The 17,871-nt window shown below is 68.2% G+C and carries 15 protein-coding genes; 6 read left to right on the forward strand and 9 right to left on the reverse strand.

Going from position 1 to position 17,871, the window contains the following annotated elements; genetic code table 11:
- Nucleotides 1-50 precede the first annotated feature (50 nt).
- The 4 genes from OHB12_RS12575 (at nucleotide 51) to OHB12_RS12590 (ending at nucleotide 5,290) form a co-directional block, all read left to right on the forward strand.
- Nucleotides 51-1,055, forward strand: a complete 1,005-nt coding sequence (locus OHB12_RS12575; RefSeq protein ID WP_327119156.1) for an NAD-dependent epimerase/dehydratase family protein — start codon at nucleotides 51-53, stop codon at nucleotides 1,053-1,055.
- Between the two features lie 31 nt (nucleotides 1,056-1,086).
- Nucleotides 1,087-2,103: an Rv2578c family radical SAM protein gene (locus OHB12_RS12580; protein ID WP_327119158.1), complete on the forward strand. Its 1,017-nt coding sequence runs from the start codon at nucleotides 1,087-1,089 to the stop codon at nucleotides 2,101-2,103.
- Nucleotides 2,104-2,213: 110 nt separating this feature from the next.
- Nucleotides 2,214-4,214: a 2-oxoacid:acceptor oxidoreductase subunit alpha gene (locus OHB12_RS12585; protein ID WP_327119160.1), complete on the forward strand. Its 2,001-nt coding sequence runs from the start codon at nucleotides 2,214-2,216 to the stop codon at nucleotides 4,212-4,214.
- Nucleotides 4,211-5,290 carry a 2-oxoacid:ferredoxin oxidoreductase subunit beta gene (locus OHB12_RS12590; protein WP_327119162.1) on the forward strand — a complete coding sequence of 360 codons (1,080 nt, stop codon included), beginning with the start codon at nucleotides 4,211-4,213 and terminating at the stop codon, nucleotides 5,288-5,290. Before OHB12_RS12585 ends, OHB12_RS12590 begins: the two co-directional genes overlap by 4 nt.
- A gap of 70 nt (nucleotides 5,291-5,360) precedes the next feature.
- On the opposite strand, the gene OHB12_RS12595 is transcribed toward OHB12_RS12590, so the two are convergent.
- The 3 genes from OHB12_RS12595 to hisS form a co-directional block, all read right to left on the reverse strand.
- Nucleotides 5,361-6,371 (reverse strand): malate dehydrogenase, encoded by a 1,011-nt coding sequence (locus OHB12_RS12595; protein WP_327119164.1) that lies wholly within the window; start codon nucleotides 6,369-6,371, stop codon nucleotides 5,361-5,363.
- 182 nt (nucleotides 6,372-6,553) lie between these two features.
- Nucleotides 6,554-7,201, reverse strand: coding sequence for a hypothetical protein (locus OHB12_RS12600; protein WP_327119166.1), 648 nt, complete (start codon nucleotides 7,199-7,201; stop codon nucleotides 6,554-6,556).
- 147 nt (nucleotides 7,202-7,348) lie between these two features.
- Nucleotides 7,349-8,620 carry a histidine--tRNA ligase gene (gene hisS, locus OHB12_RS12605; protein ID WP_327119168.1) on the reverse strand — a complete coding sequence of 424 codons (1,272 nt, stop codon included), beginning with the start codon at nucleotides 8,618-8,620 and terminating at the stop codon, nucleotides 7,349-7,351.
- Nucleotides 8,621-8,759: 139 nt separating this feature from the next.
- Here hisS and OHB12_RS12610 point away from each other — a divergent pair, with 139 nt between their 5' ends.
- Entirely contained in the window at nucleotides 8,760-9,638 is an 879-nt protein-coding gene (locus tag OHB12_RS12610; protein WP_327119170.1) for a peptidylprolyl isomerase, read from the forward strand.
- Nucleotides 9,639-10,039: 401 nt separating this feature from the next.
- Nucleotides 10,040-10,591 carry a hypothetical protein gene (locus tag OHB12_RS12615; protein WP_327119172.1) on the forward strand — a complete coding sequence of 184 codons (552 nt, stop codon included), beginning with the start codon at nucleotides 10,040-10,042 and terminating at the stop codon, nucleotides 10,589-10,591.
- Between the two features lie 80 nt (nucleotides 10,592-10,671).
- On the opposite strand, the gene OHB12_RS12620 is transcribed toward OHB12_RS12615, so the two are convergent.
- The 6 genes from OHB12_RS12620 to OHB12_RS12645 form a co-directional block, all read right to left on the reverse strand.
- Nucleotides 10,672-11,058 (reverse strand): DUF4913 domain-containing protein, encoded by a 387-nt coding sequence (locus tag OHB12_RS12620; protein WP_327119174.1) that lies wholly within the window; start codon nucleotides 11,056-11,058, stop codon nucleotides 10,672-10,674.
- Nucleotides 11,055-12,890, reverse strand: coding sequence for a type IV secretory system conjugative DNA transfer family protein (locus tag OHB12_RS12625; RefSeq protein WP_327119176.1), 1,836 nt, complete (start codon nucleotides 12,888-12,890; stop codon nucleotides 11,055-11,057). The genes OHB12_RS12620 and OHB12_RS12625 overlap by 4 nt, the downstream gene beginning before the upstream one ends.
- 41 nt (nucleotides 12,891-12,931) lie before the next feature.
- Nucleotides 12,932-13,459, reverse strand: a complete 528-nt coding sequence (locus OHB12_RS12630) for a hypothetical protein (protein WP_327119178.1) — start codon at nucleotides 13,457-13,459, stop codon at nucleotides 12,932-12,934.
- 110 nt (nucleotides 13,460-13,569) lie between these two features.
- A complete protein-coding gene (locus OHB12_RS12635) occupies nucleotides 13,570-15,234 on the reverse strand; it encodes a peptidoglycan DD-metalloendopeptidase family protein (protein ID WP_327119180.1) in 1,665 nt (554 codons plus the stop codon).
- Nucleotides 15,235-15,271: 37 nt separating this feature from the next.
- The gene (locus OHB12_RS12640; protein ID WP_327119182.1) at nucleotides 15,272-15,580 is read right to left on the reverse strand and encodes a transposase; all 309 of its coding nucleotides are present in this window, start codon (nucleotides 15,578-15,580) and stop codon (nucleotides 15,272-15,274) included.
- Nucleotides 15,581-15,656: 76 nt separating this feature from the next.
- The gene (locus OHB12_RS12645; protein ID WP_327119183.1) at nucleotides 15,657-17,864 is read right to left on the reverse strand and encodes a hypothetical protein; all 2,208 of its coding nucleotides are present in this window, start codon (nucleotides 17,862-17,864) and stop codon (nucleotides 15,657-15,659) included.
- Nucleotides 17,865-17,871: the final 7 nt, after the last annotated feature.

The raw sequence follows: 17,871 nt of genomic DNA on the forward strand, positions 1-17,871 counted from the left end.
CGTGTTCGCTGCGATTTGCGTGTTAGAACAAGTTCTATATTCTCGGTGCCATGAAGGTCGCAGTGACCGGCGCAGCCGGCTACCTTGGCACGAATCTGCTCCCCCTGCTCGCCGAGCACGGCCACGAGGTCACCGCCATCGATCGGACGGTCCCCGACGCGGCCGCCGCGCCGGATGTGTCGTGGGTACGCGGCGACGTACTCGATCCAGCGGCGATGCGCGCCGCACTGACCGGCGCCGAAGTCGTCTACCACCTTGTCGCAGTGATCACCCTCGCCGAGAAGAACGACCTTGCCTGGCAGGTGAACACCGAGGGCGTGCGCGTGGTCGCCGAGGCGGCGCTTGCCGTCGGCGCGCGGCGGATGGTGCACGCCAGCTCCATCCACGCATTCAACCAATACAGCTGCGGCGGCCGGATCGACGAGAGCGCGCCACGGTCGGCCGAGACGGCGCTGCCGGTCTACGACCGCTCGAAATGGGCGGGCGAGGTGGAACTACGCAAGGTGATCGACCAGGGCTTGGACGCGGTGCTGTGCAACCCCACCGGCGTCTTTGGCCCGCTCGACTACAGCAGGCCGCTGTCCCGGATCAACCGGACGCTCGAGGACGCGGCGCGGGGCCGGGTGCCTGCCATGATCGGCGGCGGCTTCGACCTGGTCGACGTACGCGACGTGGCCAAAGGCCTACTACTGGCCGGCGAACACGGCCGCACCGGCGAGAACTACCTGCTCGGCGGATCGATGATCTCGATGCTGGACCTGTGCCGCCTGGCCGCGAGCCACGGCGGCAAGAAGGGGCCGCAGTTCGCCATCTCCCCCAAGATCGTGTCCGGCATCATCCCGGTGCTCGCGCCGATCGGCAAACTGTTCAACTCCGACATCATCTCCAAGGCCGCGCTCGGCGCACTGATCTCCGCGCCGATCGTGGACCACGGCAAGGCCGAGCGCGAGCTCGGCTACCAGCCGCGCCCTGTCGACGAAACCGTCCGCGATCTGGTCGCCTTCTTTGCCGATCCGACCCGGCTGACGCCACCCGGCGCCCGGCAGATTGCTTGACAGTTACTAGAACGCATGTTCGACTGAAAGTGTGCGGTGGCAAAGCCAAACCTTGGACGCCGATGACGGCGCCCTGCCCGGGCTGTCCCGGGCCGGTTTCGTGCGCACCGTACAGACGCCTGAGTTCGACGGCGTCACATTCCACGAGGTGCTGTGCAAGAGCGCGCTGAACAAGATGCCCGAGGGCGCGAACCTGCCGTTCCATTGGACCGTCAATCCGATGCGCGGCTGTTCCCACGCGTGCCGATACTGTTTCGCGCGCGGCACACACGAGTATCTGGACCTGGACGCGGGCCGGGACTTCGATTCGCAGATCGTGGTGAAGACGAATATCGCCGCGGTGCTGCGCAAGGAGCTCGGCAAGCGGTCCTGGCGCCGTGAGCCGGTGGCGCTGGGCACCAATACCGACCCGTACCAGCGCGCGGAGGGCCGGTATCGATTGATGCCGGGCGTCATTCGCGCGCTGACCGATTCCGGCACCCCGTTCTCCATCCTCACCAAGGGCACGCTGCTGCGCCGGGACCTGCCGTTGCTCACATCGGCCGCCCGCGAGGTGCGGGTCGGCCTCGCGGTATCCATCGCGATCCTCGATCAGGACCTGCACCACAGCCTGGAACCCGGGACGCCGTCGCCCCGGGCACGGCTGGATCTCGTGCGCGCACTCACCGACGCGGGGTTCACGGTAAATGTCATGGTCGCACCGGTGATTCCCGGTCTCACCGACAGCCGAGCGCACCTGGACGCGATCCTCGGCGCCATCGCCGAGGCCGGCGCAGGCTCGGCCGTCGCGTTTCCGATGCACCTGCGCGGCAGCACGAGGGGCTGGTTCCTGACCTGGCTGGCCGAACACCATCCCGCCCTGCTGCGCCGCTACCGCCGGCTCTACGGCCGCGGCGCGTACGTGACGCCGGAATACTCTGCATGGCTGCGCGGGCGGGTCGATCCGCTGCTGGCCGAGCACGGTCTGACGCCGCGAAGGACAACTGAACCGCAGACACCATCCGAAACTCCACACACGGCAGACCCACAGCTGGCATTGTTCGCCTGACGCCTCCACCGCCGATTCCGGACGGACCGCGCGCTTCGGGGGCACGCACCGCGCTCGACGGAGTAGTTTGGCGATGGCACCTCTCATCGACGAGGAAGTGAAGCAGGCACATGGTTTCGCACCAAAGTGATGTCGGCACAGCGAAATTGGAAAAGGTCGTCATTCGGTTCGCCGGGGACTCCGGGGACGGGATGCAGCTGACCGGCGATCGCTTCACCCACGAGGCCGCCGCGTTCGGCAACGACTTGGCCACCCAACCGAACTTTCCCGCCGAGATCAGGGCGCCGCAGGGCACGTTGCCCGGTGTCTCGTCGTTCCAGATCCAGATCGCCGATTACGACATCCTCACCGCCGGCGATCAGCCCGACGTGCTGGTCGCGATGAACCCCGCCGCGCTCAAGGCCAACCTGGAGGATCTCCCGCGCGGCGCCACCGTCATCGCCAACACCGACGAGTTCACCAAGCGCACCCTCGCGAAGGTCGGCTACGGCGCCGATCCGCTGACGGACGAGACACTGTCGGATTTCGTGCTGCATCGCGTCCCGATGACGTCGCTCACTCTGGGCGCCACCGAATCGACCGGCGTCGGGAAGAAGGACGCCCAGCGCGCGAAGAACATGTTCGCGCTCGGCCTGCTGTCCTGGATGTACGGGCGCCCGATCGGCGGCACCGAACAGTTCATGCGGGAGAAGTTCGCGGCGAAGCCGGAGATCGCCGAGGCAAACGTGCTGGCGTTCCGCGCGGGCTGGAATTACGGCGAGACCACCGAGAGTTTCGCCACCACCTACGAGATCGCGCCCGCCAAGCTGCCGCCGGGCACCTATCGCCAGATCACCGGCAACACCGCGCTCGCATATGGCCTGATCGCCGCGGGGCAGCTCGCGGGGCTGCCGGTCTTCCTCGGCACGTACCCGATCACGCCCGCCTCGGACATCCTGCACGAGCTGAGCAAGCACAAGAACTTCGGCGTCACTACGTTCCAGGCCGAGGACGAGATCGCCGGAATCGGCGCCGCGCTTGGCGCGGCGCTCGGCGGCGCGCTCGGTGTCACCAGCACCTCAGGGCCCGGTCTCGCGCTCAAGAGCGAAACAATCGGCCTCGCGGTAATGACCGAGCTACCGCTGGTCGTGATCGACGTGCAGCGCGGCGGACCGTCCACCGGCCTGCCGACCAAGACCGAGCAGGCCGACCTGTTGCAGGCGCTCTACGGCCGCAACGGCGAGTCACCGGTGGCGGTACTCGCGCCGCGCTCCCCCGCCGACTGTTTCGCCGCTGCGGTGGAGGCGGCACGGATCGCGCTCACCTCTCGCACTCCGGTGCTGCTGTTGTCCGACGGCGCGATCGCGAACGGTTCGGAACCGTGGTCGATTCCACGCGTCGACGAGCTGGCCCAGATCGACCCCGCGTTCGAGCCGGAGGGCGACGACGCCGACCCGTTCCAGCCGTACGCCCGTGACCCCGACACGTTGGCGCGCCCGCTCGCCGTACCCGGCACCAAGGGGCGCGCGCACCGCATCGGCGGACTGGAGAAGGCGGACGGCAGCGGCAACATCTCCTACGACCCCGCCAACCACGAGCTGATGGTCCGGTTGCGGCAAGCCAAGATCGACGCGATCGCCGTCCCCGACCTCGAGGTGGACGACCCGGAGGGCACGGCCGAGGTGCTGCTGATCGGCTGGGGGAGCTCCTACGGCCCGATCGGCGAGGCGTGCCGTCGAGCCCGTCGCCGCGGCGTGCCGGTCGCCCAGGCGCACCTGCGGAATCTGAATCCGTTGCCCGCCAACCTCGGTGACGTGCTACGCCGTTACCGCACCGTGGTCGCGCCGGAGATGAACGGCGGCCAGCTCGCCATGCTGCTGCGCGCGAAGTACCTGGTCGACGTGCAGCCGTGGACGAAGATCGCCGGCACAGCATTCTCCGCGCAGGAACTGGTCGGGGTCATCGACGCGGCGCTGGACGGAACGATCGCAGACATGGAACAGGACAAGGCCTTCGCCGCACGGGCGCAGGCCACATATCGAGCACTGCCGGACGAAGTCCGTCCACAGCCCAGCGCCGGGCCGAGCGCAGGCGAGGCAGCCGCATACCGCACGGTTGGGGGTAACGAATGACGATCGTGGAAACCTCGCTCGTCGGCACCGATCTGGGCCTGACCGGGGTGTCCGGCGTGCCGTCGGCGGACGGACCGCAGAAGGCGAAGGACTTCACCTCCGATCAGGAGGTCCGCTGGTGCCCTGGCTGCGGCGACTACGTGATCCTGGCGACCGTGCGGGGATTTCTCGCCGAACTCGGATTGCGCAGGGAGAACCTGATGTTCGTCTCCGGGATCGGCTGCTCCAGCCGCTTCCCGTACTACCTGGAGGCCTACGGCATCCACTCCATCCACGGTCGCGCACCCGCGATCGCCACCGGCCTAGCGGTCAGCCGCCCCGATCTGTCGGTCTGGGTGGTGACCGGCGACGGTGACGCGCTGTCCATCGGGGGCAACCATCTCATCCACGCGTTGCGCCGTAACGTGAACATGACGATCCTGCTGTTCAACAACCGGATCTATGGTCTCACCAAGGGCCAGTACTCACCGACCTCGGAGCAGGGCAAGATCACCAAGTCCACCCCGATGGGCTCGGTGGACCACCCGTTCAACACGCTGTCGGTCGCACTCGGCGCCGAGGCGACCTTCGCTGCCCGCGCCCTGGATTCCGACCGCGCGGGGCTCACCGAGGTGCTGCGCGCGGCCGCTGAGCACCGCGGCACGTCGTTCGTGGAGATCCTGCAGGACTGCCCGATCTTCAACGACGGCTCGTTCGACGTGCTTAGACGGGAGAACGCCGCGGACCATCTCGTCCCGCTGCGGCACGGCGAACCCATCCGCTTCGGCGCCGAGGGCAAATTCGCGGTCGTGCGCGACGGTTTCCGCCTCGAGGTGGCCCGTACCGACAGCGTCACGGAGTCCGATATCGTAGTGCACGACGCCTACGCCGACAGCCCCGAGTACGCCTACGCGCTCTCACGGCTGTCGGACCAGGATCTCGGCCACGTGGTCACCGGCATCTTCCGCAGCGTCACGCGGCCGACCTACGACGACGCGGTGCGCGCCCAGACCGAAATGGCCCGCGAGCGCAAGCCGATCGGTCCGGACTCGCTCCAGTCGCTGCTCAGCGGGCCCGAAACCTGGACTGTCACGTAGGCCCGCGGGTCGAACACGACGAATCCGCTCGGCGCCGGACGCCGCGCGAATTCGTGGCAACGACAAGGCGTCAGACGCGCTTGGCGAACCCGAGGTCGATGACGGCGTCGCGTTCCTGCTCGAGTTCGGCGACGGAGGCGCCGATGCGGGCACCGGCAAAATCGTCGATGGTCAGATCCGGGACGATCGTGTAACCGCCGTTCCCGCACGTCACCGGGAACGAGCTGATCAGACCCTCCGGCACACCGTAAGAGCCGTCCGAGGGAACGGCCATGGACACCCAGTCACCGTCCCGGGTGCCACACACCCAGTCGTGGATGTGGTCGATCGCGGCGCTGGCCGCGCTGGCCGCCGAGGACGCACCGCGGGCCTGGATGATGGCGGTGCCGCGCTGCTGCACAGTGGGAATGAAGTCGTCGGTCAGCCAGGCGCGGTCGCCGACGAGACCGAGGGCGGGACGACCCGCGATGGTGGCGTGCGCGATGTCCGGGTACTGCGTCGCGGAGTGGTTGCCCCAGATCGCCACGCGGGTGATGTCGGCGGCACGCGCACCGGTCTTCCCGGCCAGCTGGGCGATGGCCCGGTTGTGGTCGAGACGGGTCATCGCGGTGAAACGCTCGGCGGGCACGTCTGGGGCGTTGCTCATGGCGATGAACGCGTTGGTGTTGGCCGGGTTCCCCACCACAAGCACCTTCACGTCGTCGGCCGCGCTGGCGTTGATCGCCGCGCCCTGCTCGGTGAAGATCGTGCCATTGGCGGCGAGCAGATCCGAGCGCTCCATCCCCGCCGTGCGCGGACGGGCGCCGACCAGCAGCGCGATGTCGGCGCCCGCGAAGCCGATCCACGGATCGTCGCTGATGTCGATGGACTCCAGCAGCGGAAACGCACAGTCGTCCAGCTCCATCGCGACACCCTCGAGCGAGGCCACCGCGGCGGGAATCTCGAGCAGCCGCACCCGCACCGGCGTGTCCGGGCCGAGCATCGCACCGGAGGCGATCCGGAACAGCAGGCCGTAGGCGATCTGGCCCGCGGCTCCGGTAACGGCGACAGTCACGGGCGCGGTGCCGACGGCGGTGCTCACGACGAACTCCTTGCGGTGGGAGGGCTCTCGCTGCCCACCCTATCGACTCTCACCGCCCGCGAAACCCGGTGGTGAGCTATGCGACAGTAATCCGTCCGCGCGGCCGCACACCCCGCGTGGGCAGCGCCACCGGTGCGGCCTAGCGGCAACGACGGTCCCAGCGGATCTCCCGCCGCGCCGGATCAGCCGAGCGCGGCAACCTCGGCGTCGGTCAGCACGATCGGCGACACCATGTCCTTTGACCGTGCCAACTGCACGGCGCGATACAGCGGCCGCTCCTCCAGTCCCGCATCGCGCGCCTCCGCCCGCAACTGGTGCGACAACATCGCGGAAACCGCGACCGCCGCGGCCAATTGACTGGCCGCGAGCGCGTCGGCCAGCCTGCGCAGACCGAGCAGGTGCAATTCGCGGCCGCTACCCGCGTCGGTGTACATAGCGAGCGGGATGAGCTGCGAGTCCTCCCCCGCGGTAACCCGAAGAGCGATTCGGCTCAACCGGGCCGGGAAGACCAGCACCTCGACACCAGTCGCCGCCGACATCTCCACCTGCCGCTCACCGAATAGCCTGCGGGCGTGAATCATCGTGCCCGCCAACCACATTCGACGACGCCGCAGCGCGACAGCATAGAGCACGGTCGGCGCGCCGACGACGAGACCGATGGCGACGGCGAACGGCCAGGTCACCACGGTGGCCGCCAGCAGCGCGGCTCCGATCCCGATGCCCGACGCGGCAAGCGCGAGACGGCGCAGCATCGGCGCGTACAGCTCGGGCGCGACCAGGTCGAGCCCCACCGGCGCAACGGCCTGCTGGTCACCAGAATTCGTCGACACTGCTCCGCCCTCTCCCGACTCCGGCACGTGCCGGGTCACGCTACCGTGCCGACCGCCTGGGTGAGCGGGCGTTCAGTGTCAGGTGGCCCCGCATGGCGCCGTCGGACCCCGAGTTCGGTGCTGTCCCAGCCTGAGCGAGGCCGTCGGCTAGCCGCCCAGCGACGCTCGGAGCACACCGACCACCTCGCCCAGCGGAACCTGCCGCTGCTCACCGGTCGCCATGTCCTTGAGCCCGATGGTGCTGTCCACGAGGTCGCGGTCGCCGAGCACCATGGTGAACTTCGCCCCGGACCGGTCGGCCGCCTTCATCGCGCCCTTCACACCGCGCCCGCCGTAGGCGAGGTCGACCCGGACACCCGCCGACCGCAGCTGCGCCGCGAGCACGACCATCCGATGCTGGGCGGCTTCGCCCAGCGGCACACCGAACACCTCGCAGCGCGCCGGGTTGCCCGCCGACTTGCCCTCGGCCTCCAGCGCGAGCATGGTGCGGTCCACGCCGAGCCCGAAGCCGATGCCGGACAGCGGTTGTCCACCGAGCTCGGCCATCAGCCCGTCGTAGCGACCGCCACCGCCGATGCCCGACTGGGCGCCGAGACCGTCGTGCACGAACTCGAAGGTGGTCTTCGTGTAGTAGTCGAGCCCGCGCACCATGCGCGGGTTCACCACATACGGCACGCCGAGCGCGTCCAGGTGGCCGAGCACCTGCTCGAAGTGCGCCTTGGCCGACTCCGAGAGGTGATCGATCATCAGCGGGGCGTCCGCGGTCATCGCGCGTACCTCGCGCCGCTTGTCGTCGAGGACGCGCAGCGGGTTGAGCTCCGCGCGGCGCCTGGTCTGCTCGTCCAGCGGCAGCCCGAACAGGAATTCCTGCAGCAACTCCCGGTACTGAGGGCGGCAGGTCTCGTCGCCGAGCGAGGTGATCTCGAGCCGGAAACCGTCGAGCCCGAGCCCGCGGAACCCTGCGTCGGCGATGGCGATCACCTCGGCGTCCAATGCCGGGTCGTCGACGCCGATCGCCTCGATACCCACCTGCTGCAGCTGCCGGTAGCGGCCCGCCTGCGGCCGCTCGTAACGGAAGAACGGACCCGAGTAGCACAGCTTCACCGGTAGCTGGCCGCGGTCGAGTCCGTGTTCGATGACCGCGCGCATCACGCCCGCTGTTCCCTCGGGCCGCAACGTCACGCTGCGATCGCCGCGGTCGGGGAAGGTGTACATCTCCTTGGTGACCACGTCGGTCGACTCGCCGACACCACGGGTGAACAGCCCGGTGTCTTCGAAGACCGGCAGCTCGATATGCCCGTACCCGGCCAGTCGGGCGGCGCGGACGAGGCCGTCACGCACCGCGACGAACTCGGCCGAGCCGGGAGGCACGTAGTCCGGTATCCCTTTCGGGGCGGAGAAGCTGCTGGTCTTGGTCACGATGCTCCAGTTTCCACCACCACGGCCCGCGAAGTCCAACCGGTTCGCCGAACCGCCTCTCAGGAAGGATACGGAGCAGTCTCAGGAAAAAATGGCACACTCTTATCCCGATGTCACCGGATACGGGAGGAACGTGGTAGTGCCGAGCAACGAACAGCGACGAGCAACGGCGAAACGCAAGCTGGAGCGTCAGCTTGCCAACCGGGCTCAGCGGGCGCGCAGGCGCAAGCAACTCACGATCGCCGGCTCGGTGCTCGGTGTCGTCGTCGTGGTCGCCGCCGTGACCGGGGTGTACTTCCTGACCCGCGGGGAGGACGACAGCTCCGATGCCGCCGACGCCGCGCTGACCAGTTCACCCGCAGCCGCGGCCGCGACGCCACCCCCCGCCAAGGCCAAGCCCGCGACGGTCGACTGCGTCTATCGCGATGGCGCCAAGCCCGCGGACAAGGCCGCGGCCAAGCCGAAGGTCGGCGGCATCCCGACCACCGGTGTCGACGCCGAGGTCAGCGTGAGCATGGAGACCAGCCAGGGGCCGATCGGATTGACGCTGAACAACGCCGACTCACCGTGCACCGTGAACAGCTTCGTCAGCCTGGCTTCGCAGAACTACTTCGACGGCACCGGCTGCCACCGGATGACCGCGGACGAGGGCCTGAAGGTGTTGCAGTGCGGTGACCCGACCGGCTCCGGATCCGGCGGGCCCGGTTATGAGTTCGACAACGAATACCCGACCGATCAATACGCGCCGGACGATCCAGCACTCGGCAATGCGATCGCCTACAAACGCGGCGTGCTCGCCATGGCCAACGCGGGCCCCGGCACCAACGGCAGCCAGTTCTTCATCGTCTACGGGGATTCACAACTGCCGCCGCAGTACACGATCTTCGGGACCGTGGACGAGAACAGCCTCGGTACCCTCGACAAGATTGCCCAGATCGGCCAGGACAACTCGAACGGCCCTGGCGACGGCAAGCCGAAGGAACCGGTCACGATCAAATCGGTGCGAATCGACCGCTGATCGTCCGATACTCGCGCCCGCCGCCGATCACCGGCCGCGGGCCCGAGCTCATCGCCGATCCGACGCGCCGCCGAGATACCTGTTGTTCGGTTAGGTTTTCCTGAATCCGGAGATCCTCCGCCGAGTTCGCATGTATGCCGGAATTGTGCGATATATGCTGATATGCGGCACGCTCGTACGATTGTGTCGACCTTTGTCAGGTAATCTCGAACCAAGGAGTTCCCGTAGCGTAGCCATCCCAGAATAGGGCGATCCCCTCGTAGGGAGTGCCGCGCCACGAGTCCTCCGGGTGTCCGCGTTTGCAGGCGGGGCCCGCTGCACGGACTACAGTTCGCGTGGCGGCGTCCGTGACAAAGCACCACAATCATCCATAGTGATCACTGCAGCATCGGGGAGCAGCCATGTCCGAAGAACTGGACGACATCGGCCGGGAGACCGCGGCCATGATGAGGACTATGTTGCAGATGGCGACGCTCGTCGCACTGCGAACCCGCGAGCGTGGTCAGAAAGAAGCCGAAGCGCGCGCCAAGCTCACGGACGCCCGCGTCAAAGAGGCCAAAGAGATGCAGCTCCGCGAGGCCCGCGACGCGAAGGCCAAGGATCCGCGCAACACTGAACTGGCTCGGCTGATCGAGAAGCCGATCGCGGAAAAGGGTGTGTCCCTGGAGAAGGACCGCTTCTCCGCACAGGCCGAGGCCACGCGCATGGCCGCCAACGCCGCCGCGAACGCCAAGCCCGCGATGCAGTACGACTCCGCGGAACGCCGGATGGCGATCGCCGCCCATCTCGCCAAAATGGGTGTCGCGCCGGAACTGGCCGCGGTACGGATGTTGATCGAGGTAGGCCAGGCACAGCCGCCGGGCGAGGCCGTGCGCACCCGCCCGGACGAGGCGCCGTCGGTGACGCGGGCCAGAGAACAGGAAGCTCGCGGCCTGGAACGCGCGAGACAGTAGACGAACGAACGCCCGCTGGGTTTCCCAGCGGGCGTTCTTCTTTTTCCGAGAATCCGCGCGAACGGCTGCCCGGCAAGCGATTACAGGCGGAAGTCGCCGATCGTGGGATCACCGAACATGCCGTGCTGCGGCGACTTCAGCGGCAGCGGGTTGAGCATGTCCTTGTGACCGTTGCGCACACTGCAGTATTTGAACGGCCCCTTGGGGTCGAAGAGTTTTGCCAGGTGCGGATCCGCGTGGTCCAGGAACCAGACGCTCAGCCCGGTGCGCCCGTCCAAGCGGTAGTGCTCCCACGCCCGCCACAGCGCGTCCAGCCGGGCGACCGCCTCGGCGTGCTGCCACCACTCCGGGCACCACACCGTGTCGCTCAGATCGGTGACCTGACGCCGGTAAACCAGGCTGAGATAGTTTTCGACGAACTCCACCACACTTGCGTAGATCATCGGTTGTTGCTGCTGTTCGGTCACAACGGGCGAACCTCCTCGACCTGTCCGTACTCGGGCGGCGGTGCCGACTTGCTCAACGAGGGCGCGCCGATCAGGTCCGTGATTTCCGTCTTGCGCTGCGGATCATGGTGCGAGATGGACTTCTTCACCTCGGCAGCGTACTCGCCTTCCCACCACGGCACGGTCCGGACCAGCACCGGCGGCGCACCGGACGGGAACACGATGGCCCGGCCGCGCGGCAACGTCGCCAGACCGTTGACCGAGAACGTCTTGGACGAACCCAGCGACCGCGAATAGCTCTTGCCGCCTTTGGATTCCGAGACCGACTGGGAGATCGCATCGTATTCGCCGAGGACATCGGACCGCTCCTGCAGGAACCTGGTGTCGTCGACGCCGCTGCCGAGCACCTTGATGTTCGCCGCCGACCAGAGGGCGTTCATGCCGCTCTCACCCCAGCAGCGGGCGCCCTGCGCCCAGGATTGCAGCACCGTCATGACCACGATGCCGCGCGAGCCGAAGTGGCTGTACTGCTTGGGCAGATCCTTCCAGCGCACCACGTTCGCGGCCTCGTCGAGCACCGCGAGCAGTGGAATCGCCAGCCGGCCGCCGCGCGACTGCGACGCCTTGCGCATCGCGACGTCCACCACCGCCTCGGTGAGCGCACTCACCAGCGGCGCGGCCGAGCCGCGGCCCTCGAGGGACAGGCTGTAGAGAGTTCCGTTGTGCTCGAGGAACTCCAGCTCGTCGAACTCCCTACGGTCCCCGCCCTTGGTGATCCACGGGTGCACATTGGACAGCTTCAGGCAGCGGATCATCTTCTTGGCAGTACCGAAGATGCCACTTCGCGTGCGCGGGTCGGTGTTGTACTGCGAGGAAAGGCCGGAGGCCGTGTAGTGGTGGCGTGCTGCGCGCAGGAGTTCGATCGGCTCGGTATCCTGCGGGTTTGTCACCCACTCCCACACCTGGACGATCGGTCTGCTGCCGTTGCGGTCACCGACGGCAGCGGCGAGGAACAGTCCGGCGAGCAGGTCCTCGGCCTCCGGATCGAAAAACGCGTCGGTCTTGGTGTCGCTACCGTCGTCGCCGTCGGCGAAGTGCCCGGCCAACCGGGCCGCGCGCATCTCGCAGCCCTCGCGGCCCGCGTCCACCCAGGACAACGGATCCCAGAACCAGGTCGGCTCCTCGCCTGCGACGCCCTGCGGATCGAAGACGAAAGTGGGACTTCCCTTGGACTCCCGGACGTCCCGGGTCGCGTCCACCACATCTCGCTTGTTCGAGGTCGCCAGCACCGGTCCGATCGCGGTGAGGATCGCCGGGATCACCCGCGAGGTCGATTTGCCCTGACGCGGACCCCAGATGTCCAGGTGTAGATCCTCGTAGGAGCCGTAGAGCATCACCCCGTCGGCCACGCCGACACCGATCGGCACACCGGGAACGTCGTCGTAGCCGAGTCGCACCCCGAGCTGATCGGCTTTCTCCCGGACTCCCGCCTCGGTGAGCATGGAGATCGCGCCGCCGCTGCCCATCACGTCGGCCTTTTCGTCGACCGGCAGCCTGCCCTTGCTCTGGCGCTTGTTCATCTGCCTGAGGATCACGAGGTAGGCGACCACGCTTGCGATCACCAGCAGCAAGATCACCGTCGATGCGCCCGGCCACTGCAGCCTTCCTTTGGCGAGGTCGGCGACGATGGCGATCGGGTTGATCGGGACGCTCTGCGGGCTGCCGGCAAGCATGTTGCCCAGATGCACCGCGATCCAGAGGGTTCCGAAGATCGCGAAGCCGGCGTAGGTCAGATACAGGCTGAGATCGGGTCCGGGCACGGCCGGATCCGTCACCTTTTTCTTCTTCGCCATGTGTCCTCCTGGGTCGGCGGTCCGGTGGTGGAAGTGTGTGGTCAGCGGAACGCGTCGAGTCGCCATCCGTCGGGCGTGCGCACGACGGTGGCGATCACCGTCGCCGGTGGCAACGGCTCCTTGCGCCCGTTCGGATAGACGACGGTCTGCTCGATCCCGATCTTGAACTGCTGGACGTTCGGGTCGGTGGTGTTCGGCGCCGTCTCGCCGGACGCGAAGGTGAAAGCCTCCACGCGCGCCCCAGCCTTAGCCCATTCCGCCCACTGCAGCGTCGCCTTCGGGGTCTCCATTCCGGTGGGCGAGCCATCCAGCATACGAATCAGGCTGGGGCCCAAAAACTTCCGCACGCGGGTCAACGATGTGCCCTGGTTTTCGGTGGCGGGTTCCCAGCTGTAGATCTCCCGCAGCGCCGTAACGGCGACACCGTCGGGCGTCACCGGGTCTGGCGCAGGCCCCCCCTCTAGCAACCGGGTCGTGGACGTAGCGGAATGCCCCCCACCGGATCCCGCGTCCACACGGTCCCCACGACCGCAGGCCACGCCCAGCATTGCGACGCTAAGCACCAGCATCACCACCAGTTTCGCGCGTGCACTTGCTTTGCCTCTCCAGGCTAGCCGCATCGGAGGGCACTTCGGCAGTCCTGCCGCCATGGGTTCGTCCGCGGTGCGCGCGCGGGCACTCACAGCACCCTCCTCGCCCGTCCATCCCCGGGCACCGCGACTTCCGAGACACCGCCGCCGGACCGCGCGCCCGCGCCGGGCACCGACTGGATCATGCGCCCATTCCCGGCGTAGATGCCGACCTGCGCGGGTCCGCGCGGACCGAATGAACTGAATACCAGGTCACCCGGCTGCGTTTTGCTCATAGGCACCTCCACACCCGACTCCCACTGCTGTTCGGCCGTGCGTGGCAGCGTGACCGTGCCGGAGGAAGCCGCGAACACCGCCGCCGAGGTCAGCCCGGGGCCGTCCAAACCACCGCCGCTCGGCCCCTGCGCCCCGCCGCCGCCCCACACGTAAGGTGTGCCGAGCCATTCGTGCGCGGCCTCGACGATCTGGTCGCCGTTCGAGCCCTCCCCCGGCGTGAACCGGCCGAGCGAGCCCGGCGCGCGGTACTGCGCCTCCATCGCCAGAATATTCCGCACGTACGGCTGAGTCTCGGCATAGTGTGCCGCAACCTGATTCGGCATGCCGCCCGAGGCGAGCACCGCGCCTTCGCCCGCGTTGTACGCGGCCAGCGTCAGCGCGGCGACATCGCCCTGCACCTTCCCCTCGGATTGCCACCGCAGGATCTTGTGCGCGATCGCGCACATGTAGCGGCCCTGACCGATGATCGCATCGCCGTCGTCCCATACGCTGGCCACGCCGTTGCCATCGGCGTCGATCACGTACGGCCGGCCGTCATCCGGATCGGTACTCGCCGCGGTGCCCGGCAGGAACTGCGCCAGACCCTGCGCACCGGCCGGTGAGGTCGCGCCGCGCCGGAATCCTGACTCCTGCCTCCCTTGTGCGGCCAGCAGCGACGGGGTGATCTGTGGGCAGATCGAACCCGCACGGCGATACCAGATTTCCAGTTCCGGCGGCACCTTGCCTGCGGCGAGCGCGCCACCGGCGGTGCCGAAGCCGAGACTGCACCGCGGATCGCTGGAGTAGGCGCGCGCGCCACCGACGTCCGGGGTGGGAGCGCCGTCCAGCCAGGGCAGCGGGTCGATCTGACGCCCGCCGGTGAACCGGCCGCCAGGGACGATCTCGAAATGCAGGTGCGGACCGCTGGATTCACCGGCGGAGCCGACCGCGCCGATGGGCTGACCCGCGGTCACCGTGTCACCGACCCGGACCAGCACACCCGAGTTCCACATGTGGCCGTAGACCGCCGAGTACGAGCGGCCGTTGGTGTCCACCGAGTCGACGACGATCCAATTGCCGAAACCCGATGCGGGACCTGCGGCGACGACGCGTCCGGCGGAGACGGAGTAGATGGGGGTGCCGTCGGCCGCGGCCAGGTCGACGCCCTTGTGCGTGCCACCGCGCGCGCCGAAGGTGTCGGAAACGATGAAGGTTCCGGTGGCCAACGGCAGGGTGCGGCGCAGCGGACCCGAGCCCGCGGCCAGCGAGGGCGTCGCGGTCGCGGTCGGATTGGTCTGTGTGGCGGTGGGATTGCCGGTCGCGGCGGCACGCGAATCACCAGGCGCGTAACCACCCAGCGGCGGCAGTTCGGACTGCGAACCGAGCACCGAGGATCCTTCGCAGGCGTCGTCCACCGCGGGCATGATGATGACCAGCACGATGGTCAGGAGGCCGAGCACCGCGCCGAGAGCGGCCCACAGCACCGATTTGCCGCTCATCGCCACCCCTCGGCGGCATGCCGCGCGCAGGCGTGCTTCACGTTCGGCGCCGGGCTTCGTTGAGGGTGTCGGCCAGGGTGCGGTTCATCTCGGCGGCAGCCGCCAACTCTTGTTGCAGCAACGTGACTTTTCGCCGCAGCGCGGCCGCGTCCATACGCTCGAGACCGAGGCCTTCGGCCGCGCGCACCCAGTTCCGTACCGAATTCGTGTGCACGCCGATCTGTTCGGCGACCACGCGACAGGCCTCCGATTCGCTGTGTAGTTTGCCCGTGAGCGCGATGACTTGCTGGACGGCGGCCTCGCGCACCTCCGGCGAGACGCGGCGGTAGGACCGGTGCGGCATCATGCGGCGCACCCCCCGTCGACGGTCACGTACCGAGGCACGCCGCCGATCATTCCCACATCGTGCCCCCGCTGATATCTCATGCGGCGCTCCCTGGCGAATCCGTTCCACGCGAAGTCGATTCGGTGAATTCGCTGAACCGCTGGTTGGTGTCGTGGATCCCGCTTTCCTTCTCCGACAGCGTGAATTCCATGTGGAATGGGATGCCGGGCCGACGGTCCTCACCGATCTTCAGCAGGAACTTACCGGTTCCGGGCGGAGATGGCCTCTGCTGGCCCGGTTTGAGCGCCTCGCCGGTCAATGCCTGCGGTGCGGACCATCCGGTCACCATCTCCTCCTCGGCCGACGTGAACGGCACCGTGCTGTCCAGTCGTTTGATCTCTTCCGCAGGAAGCGCTCCGAAGATCTTGGCGCGCGCACGTTCGAGGAAACCGAGCGCCTTGGCGATGGCGGCTTCCGATCCGAGTGCTTGCAGGTCCTTGATGGTATGGCTGATCATGATCAGCGCGGTGGCGATGCCGCGCTGCAATCGGGTGAGCTCGTCGACCCGGTCGACCATGAAGTCGCCGAGACCGAGCACCTGCCACAGCTCGTCCATCACGACCTGGAAATAGCGCTGCGGACCCAGATCCGCGTCGGCGAGCACGTGCGCGGCCTCGACCGAGGCGAATCCGTCGGCCCAACAGGCCAGCATGACCGCGGCCTTCAGCTTCTTGTCACCGGTCGGGATGTGCGACACGTCCATGCATACCGCGACCGCGCTGGTGTCGATCGGCACCGTGGTCTGCCCGTTGAAGACCGCGCCGAACGGGCCCTGGGTCAGGGCGCGCAACGAGCGGCGCAAACCTTTGATCGCGTTCTGGTACTCGGCCGGATTGTCGGCGCCCGCGTCCAGCATCAATTCCTCACCGCCACCGACGATCACCTCGAGGAGGTTCTCCATGATCGGCGGCTTGTCCGGCGTGAAGCCGCTGCCGGGTTTGTAGAGGATGCGCAACGCTGTGGCGATCAGCGTCTCTTCGTAATCGCGCACGCGGTCGCCGCGAACCAGTTCGACCAGACCGGCGATCAGCGTCACCTGTCTGGCCCTCAGGTCTTGCAACACCTGAAGTTGCAGGGCAGGAAGGTCTTCCAGGCGCGGCACGACCGCGCCGAGCACACCCGCCGCGAGCGGGTTGAGCTTGCCGTGCCCGTATCCCAGGTCGATCACCTGGCCGCCGACCAGCTCGACCATCTTGCGGTAGTCCGGTTTGACATCGGCCAAGATGAGCGGCGTGATCCCCTGTGCGATACCACCGAGCACAATCCTGCGCACCAGCGAGGACTTGCCGAAACCGTTGAGGCCGAGCACGAACAGGCTGGGTGCGGTGATGAAGCTGCCGCGCATGAACCAGTTCATCGGGTCGAAGCAGACCGGAGCGCCGGTGTGCAGATGCGAGCCGAGCGGCGTGCCGATCAGCGGCGCGCCCGCTCCGACCGACCACGGCCACAGGCCCGCGACCTGGGCGGTGGTGGCGCGGTATTCGACCGGACGTCCGACCACGTTCATCCGGCCGCCGCCCGCGCCCGCGTAGCCGCGGTCGGTGAGTTGCGCTGTGCTGCGGTCGAATCCGTCCTCGATCGTCTGCTCCGTGCGGGCGACGTAGTTGCGGCGGCGGATATCGTCGGTGCGGACCCGGAACTGTGCCCACGCCGCACGCAGGCCGCTGCCCTCGCGGGCGATCATCTCCAGTTTGGCGCGGGTGACGTCGTCCAGCAGCGGAGGCCCGGACTGTTTGCGTCGGTCCGCCTTTGCCTTCGCGCGGCGGGCCGCCTTGTCCAGGTACGGGGTGCCCATGGCGCGGTCGGCCGCGTAGTCGACCTTCGCGGGCCGCGCCACGCGACCGGTTCTTGCGCCGTCGCGATCCGGGCGCGGCAGCCGGGCAATGCGCTCGGTGACCGCGTCCCGGGAAGGCCGGGGCGTCCGCACGCCGTCGGCACGGGAGCGATCCGCGGACGTGCGCTCGCCGCGGGGGCGGTCGGCGTGCGCCCGTTCGGAACGCGCGCCCTCGGACCGGCTCGCGCCTGCTCGCGCTCGCCGCTCGGCGGCCTCTCTCGCGGCCCGCCGTTCCCGATCGGACATCTCGACGTCCGACCGATCCTCGCCGCTCACCCGCGCCGAATCTGGCGCGGGGCGCCGCGGCCGCTCCGGCCGCTGCCCCCACTCGTCCCGCCCGGCTTGCTCGAGCCGCCTGCGGCGAGCGGCTTCGTCCCGGTCCCGTACGGGTGGCTCGTAGTCCCGTGCCATGAATCCC

Origin of the sequence: Nocardia sp. NBC_01730, assembly GCF_035920445.1 — a bacterium.
GTDB lineage: Bacteria > Actinomycetota > Actinomycetes > Mycobacteriales > Mycobacteriaceae > Nocardia.

Coding starts and splice junctions, on each gene's coding strand:
- OHB12_RS12590 (WP_327119162.1), top strand. CDS start 4,211: ATGACGATCGTGGAAACCTCGCTCGTCGGCACCGATCTGGGCCTGACC.
- OHB12_RS12615 (WP_327119172.1), top strand. CDS start 10,040: ATGTCCGAAGAACTGGACGACATCGGCCGGGAGACCGCGGCCATGATG.
- OHB12_RS12640 (WP_327119182.1), bottom strand. CDS start 15,580: ATGATGCCGCACCGGTCCTACCGCCGCGTCTCGCCGGAGGTGCGCGAG.
- OHB12_RS12630 (WP_327119178.1), bottom strand. CDS start 13,459: ATGCTGGTGCTTAGCGTCGCAATGCTGGGCGTGGCCTGCGGTCGTGGG.
- OHB12_RS12625 (WP_327119176.1), bottom strand. CDS start 12,890: ATGGCGAAGAAGAAAAAGGTGACGGATCCGGCCGTGCCCGGACCCGAT.
- OHB12_RS12575 (WP_327119156.1), top strand. CDS start 51: ATGAAGGTCGCAGTGACCGGCGCAGCCGGCTACCTTGGCACGAATCTG.
- OHB12_RS12645 (WP_327119183.1), bottom strand. CDS start 17,864: ATGGCACGGGACTACGAGCCACCCGTACGGGACCGGGACGAAGCCGCT.
- OHB12_RS12585 (WP_327119160.1), top strand. CDS start 2,214: ATGGTTTCGCACCAAAGTGATGTCGGCACAGCGAAATTGGAAAAGGTC.
- OHB12_RS12635 (WP_327119180.1), bottom strand. CDS start 15,234: ATGAGCGGCAAATCGGTGCTGTGGGCCGCTCTCGGCGCGGTGCTCGGC.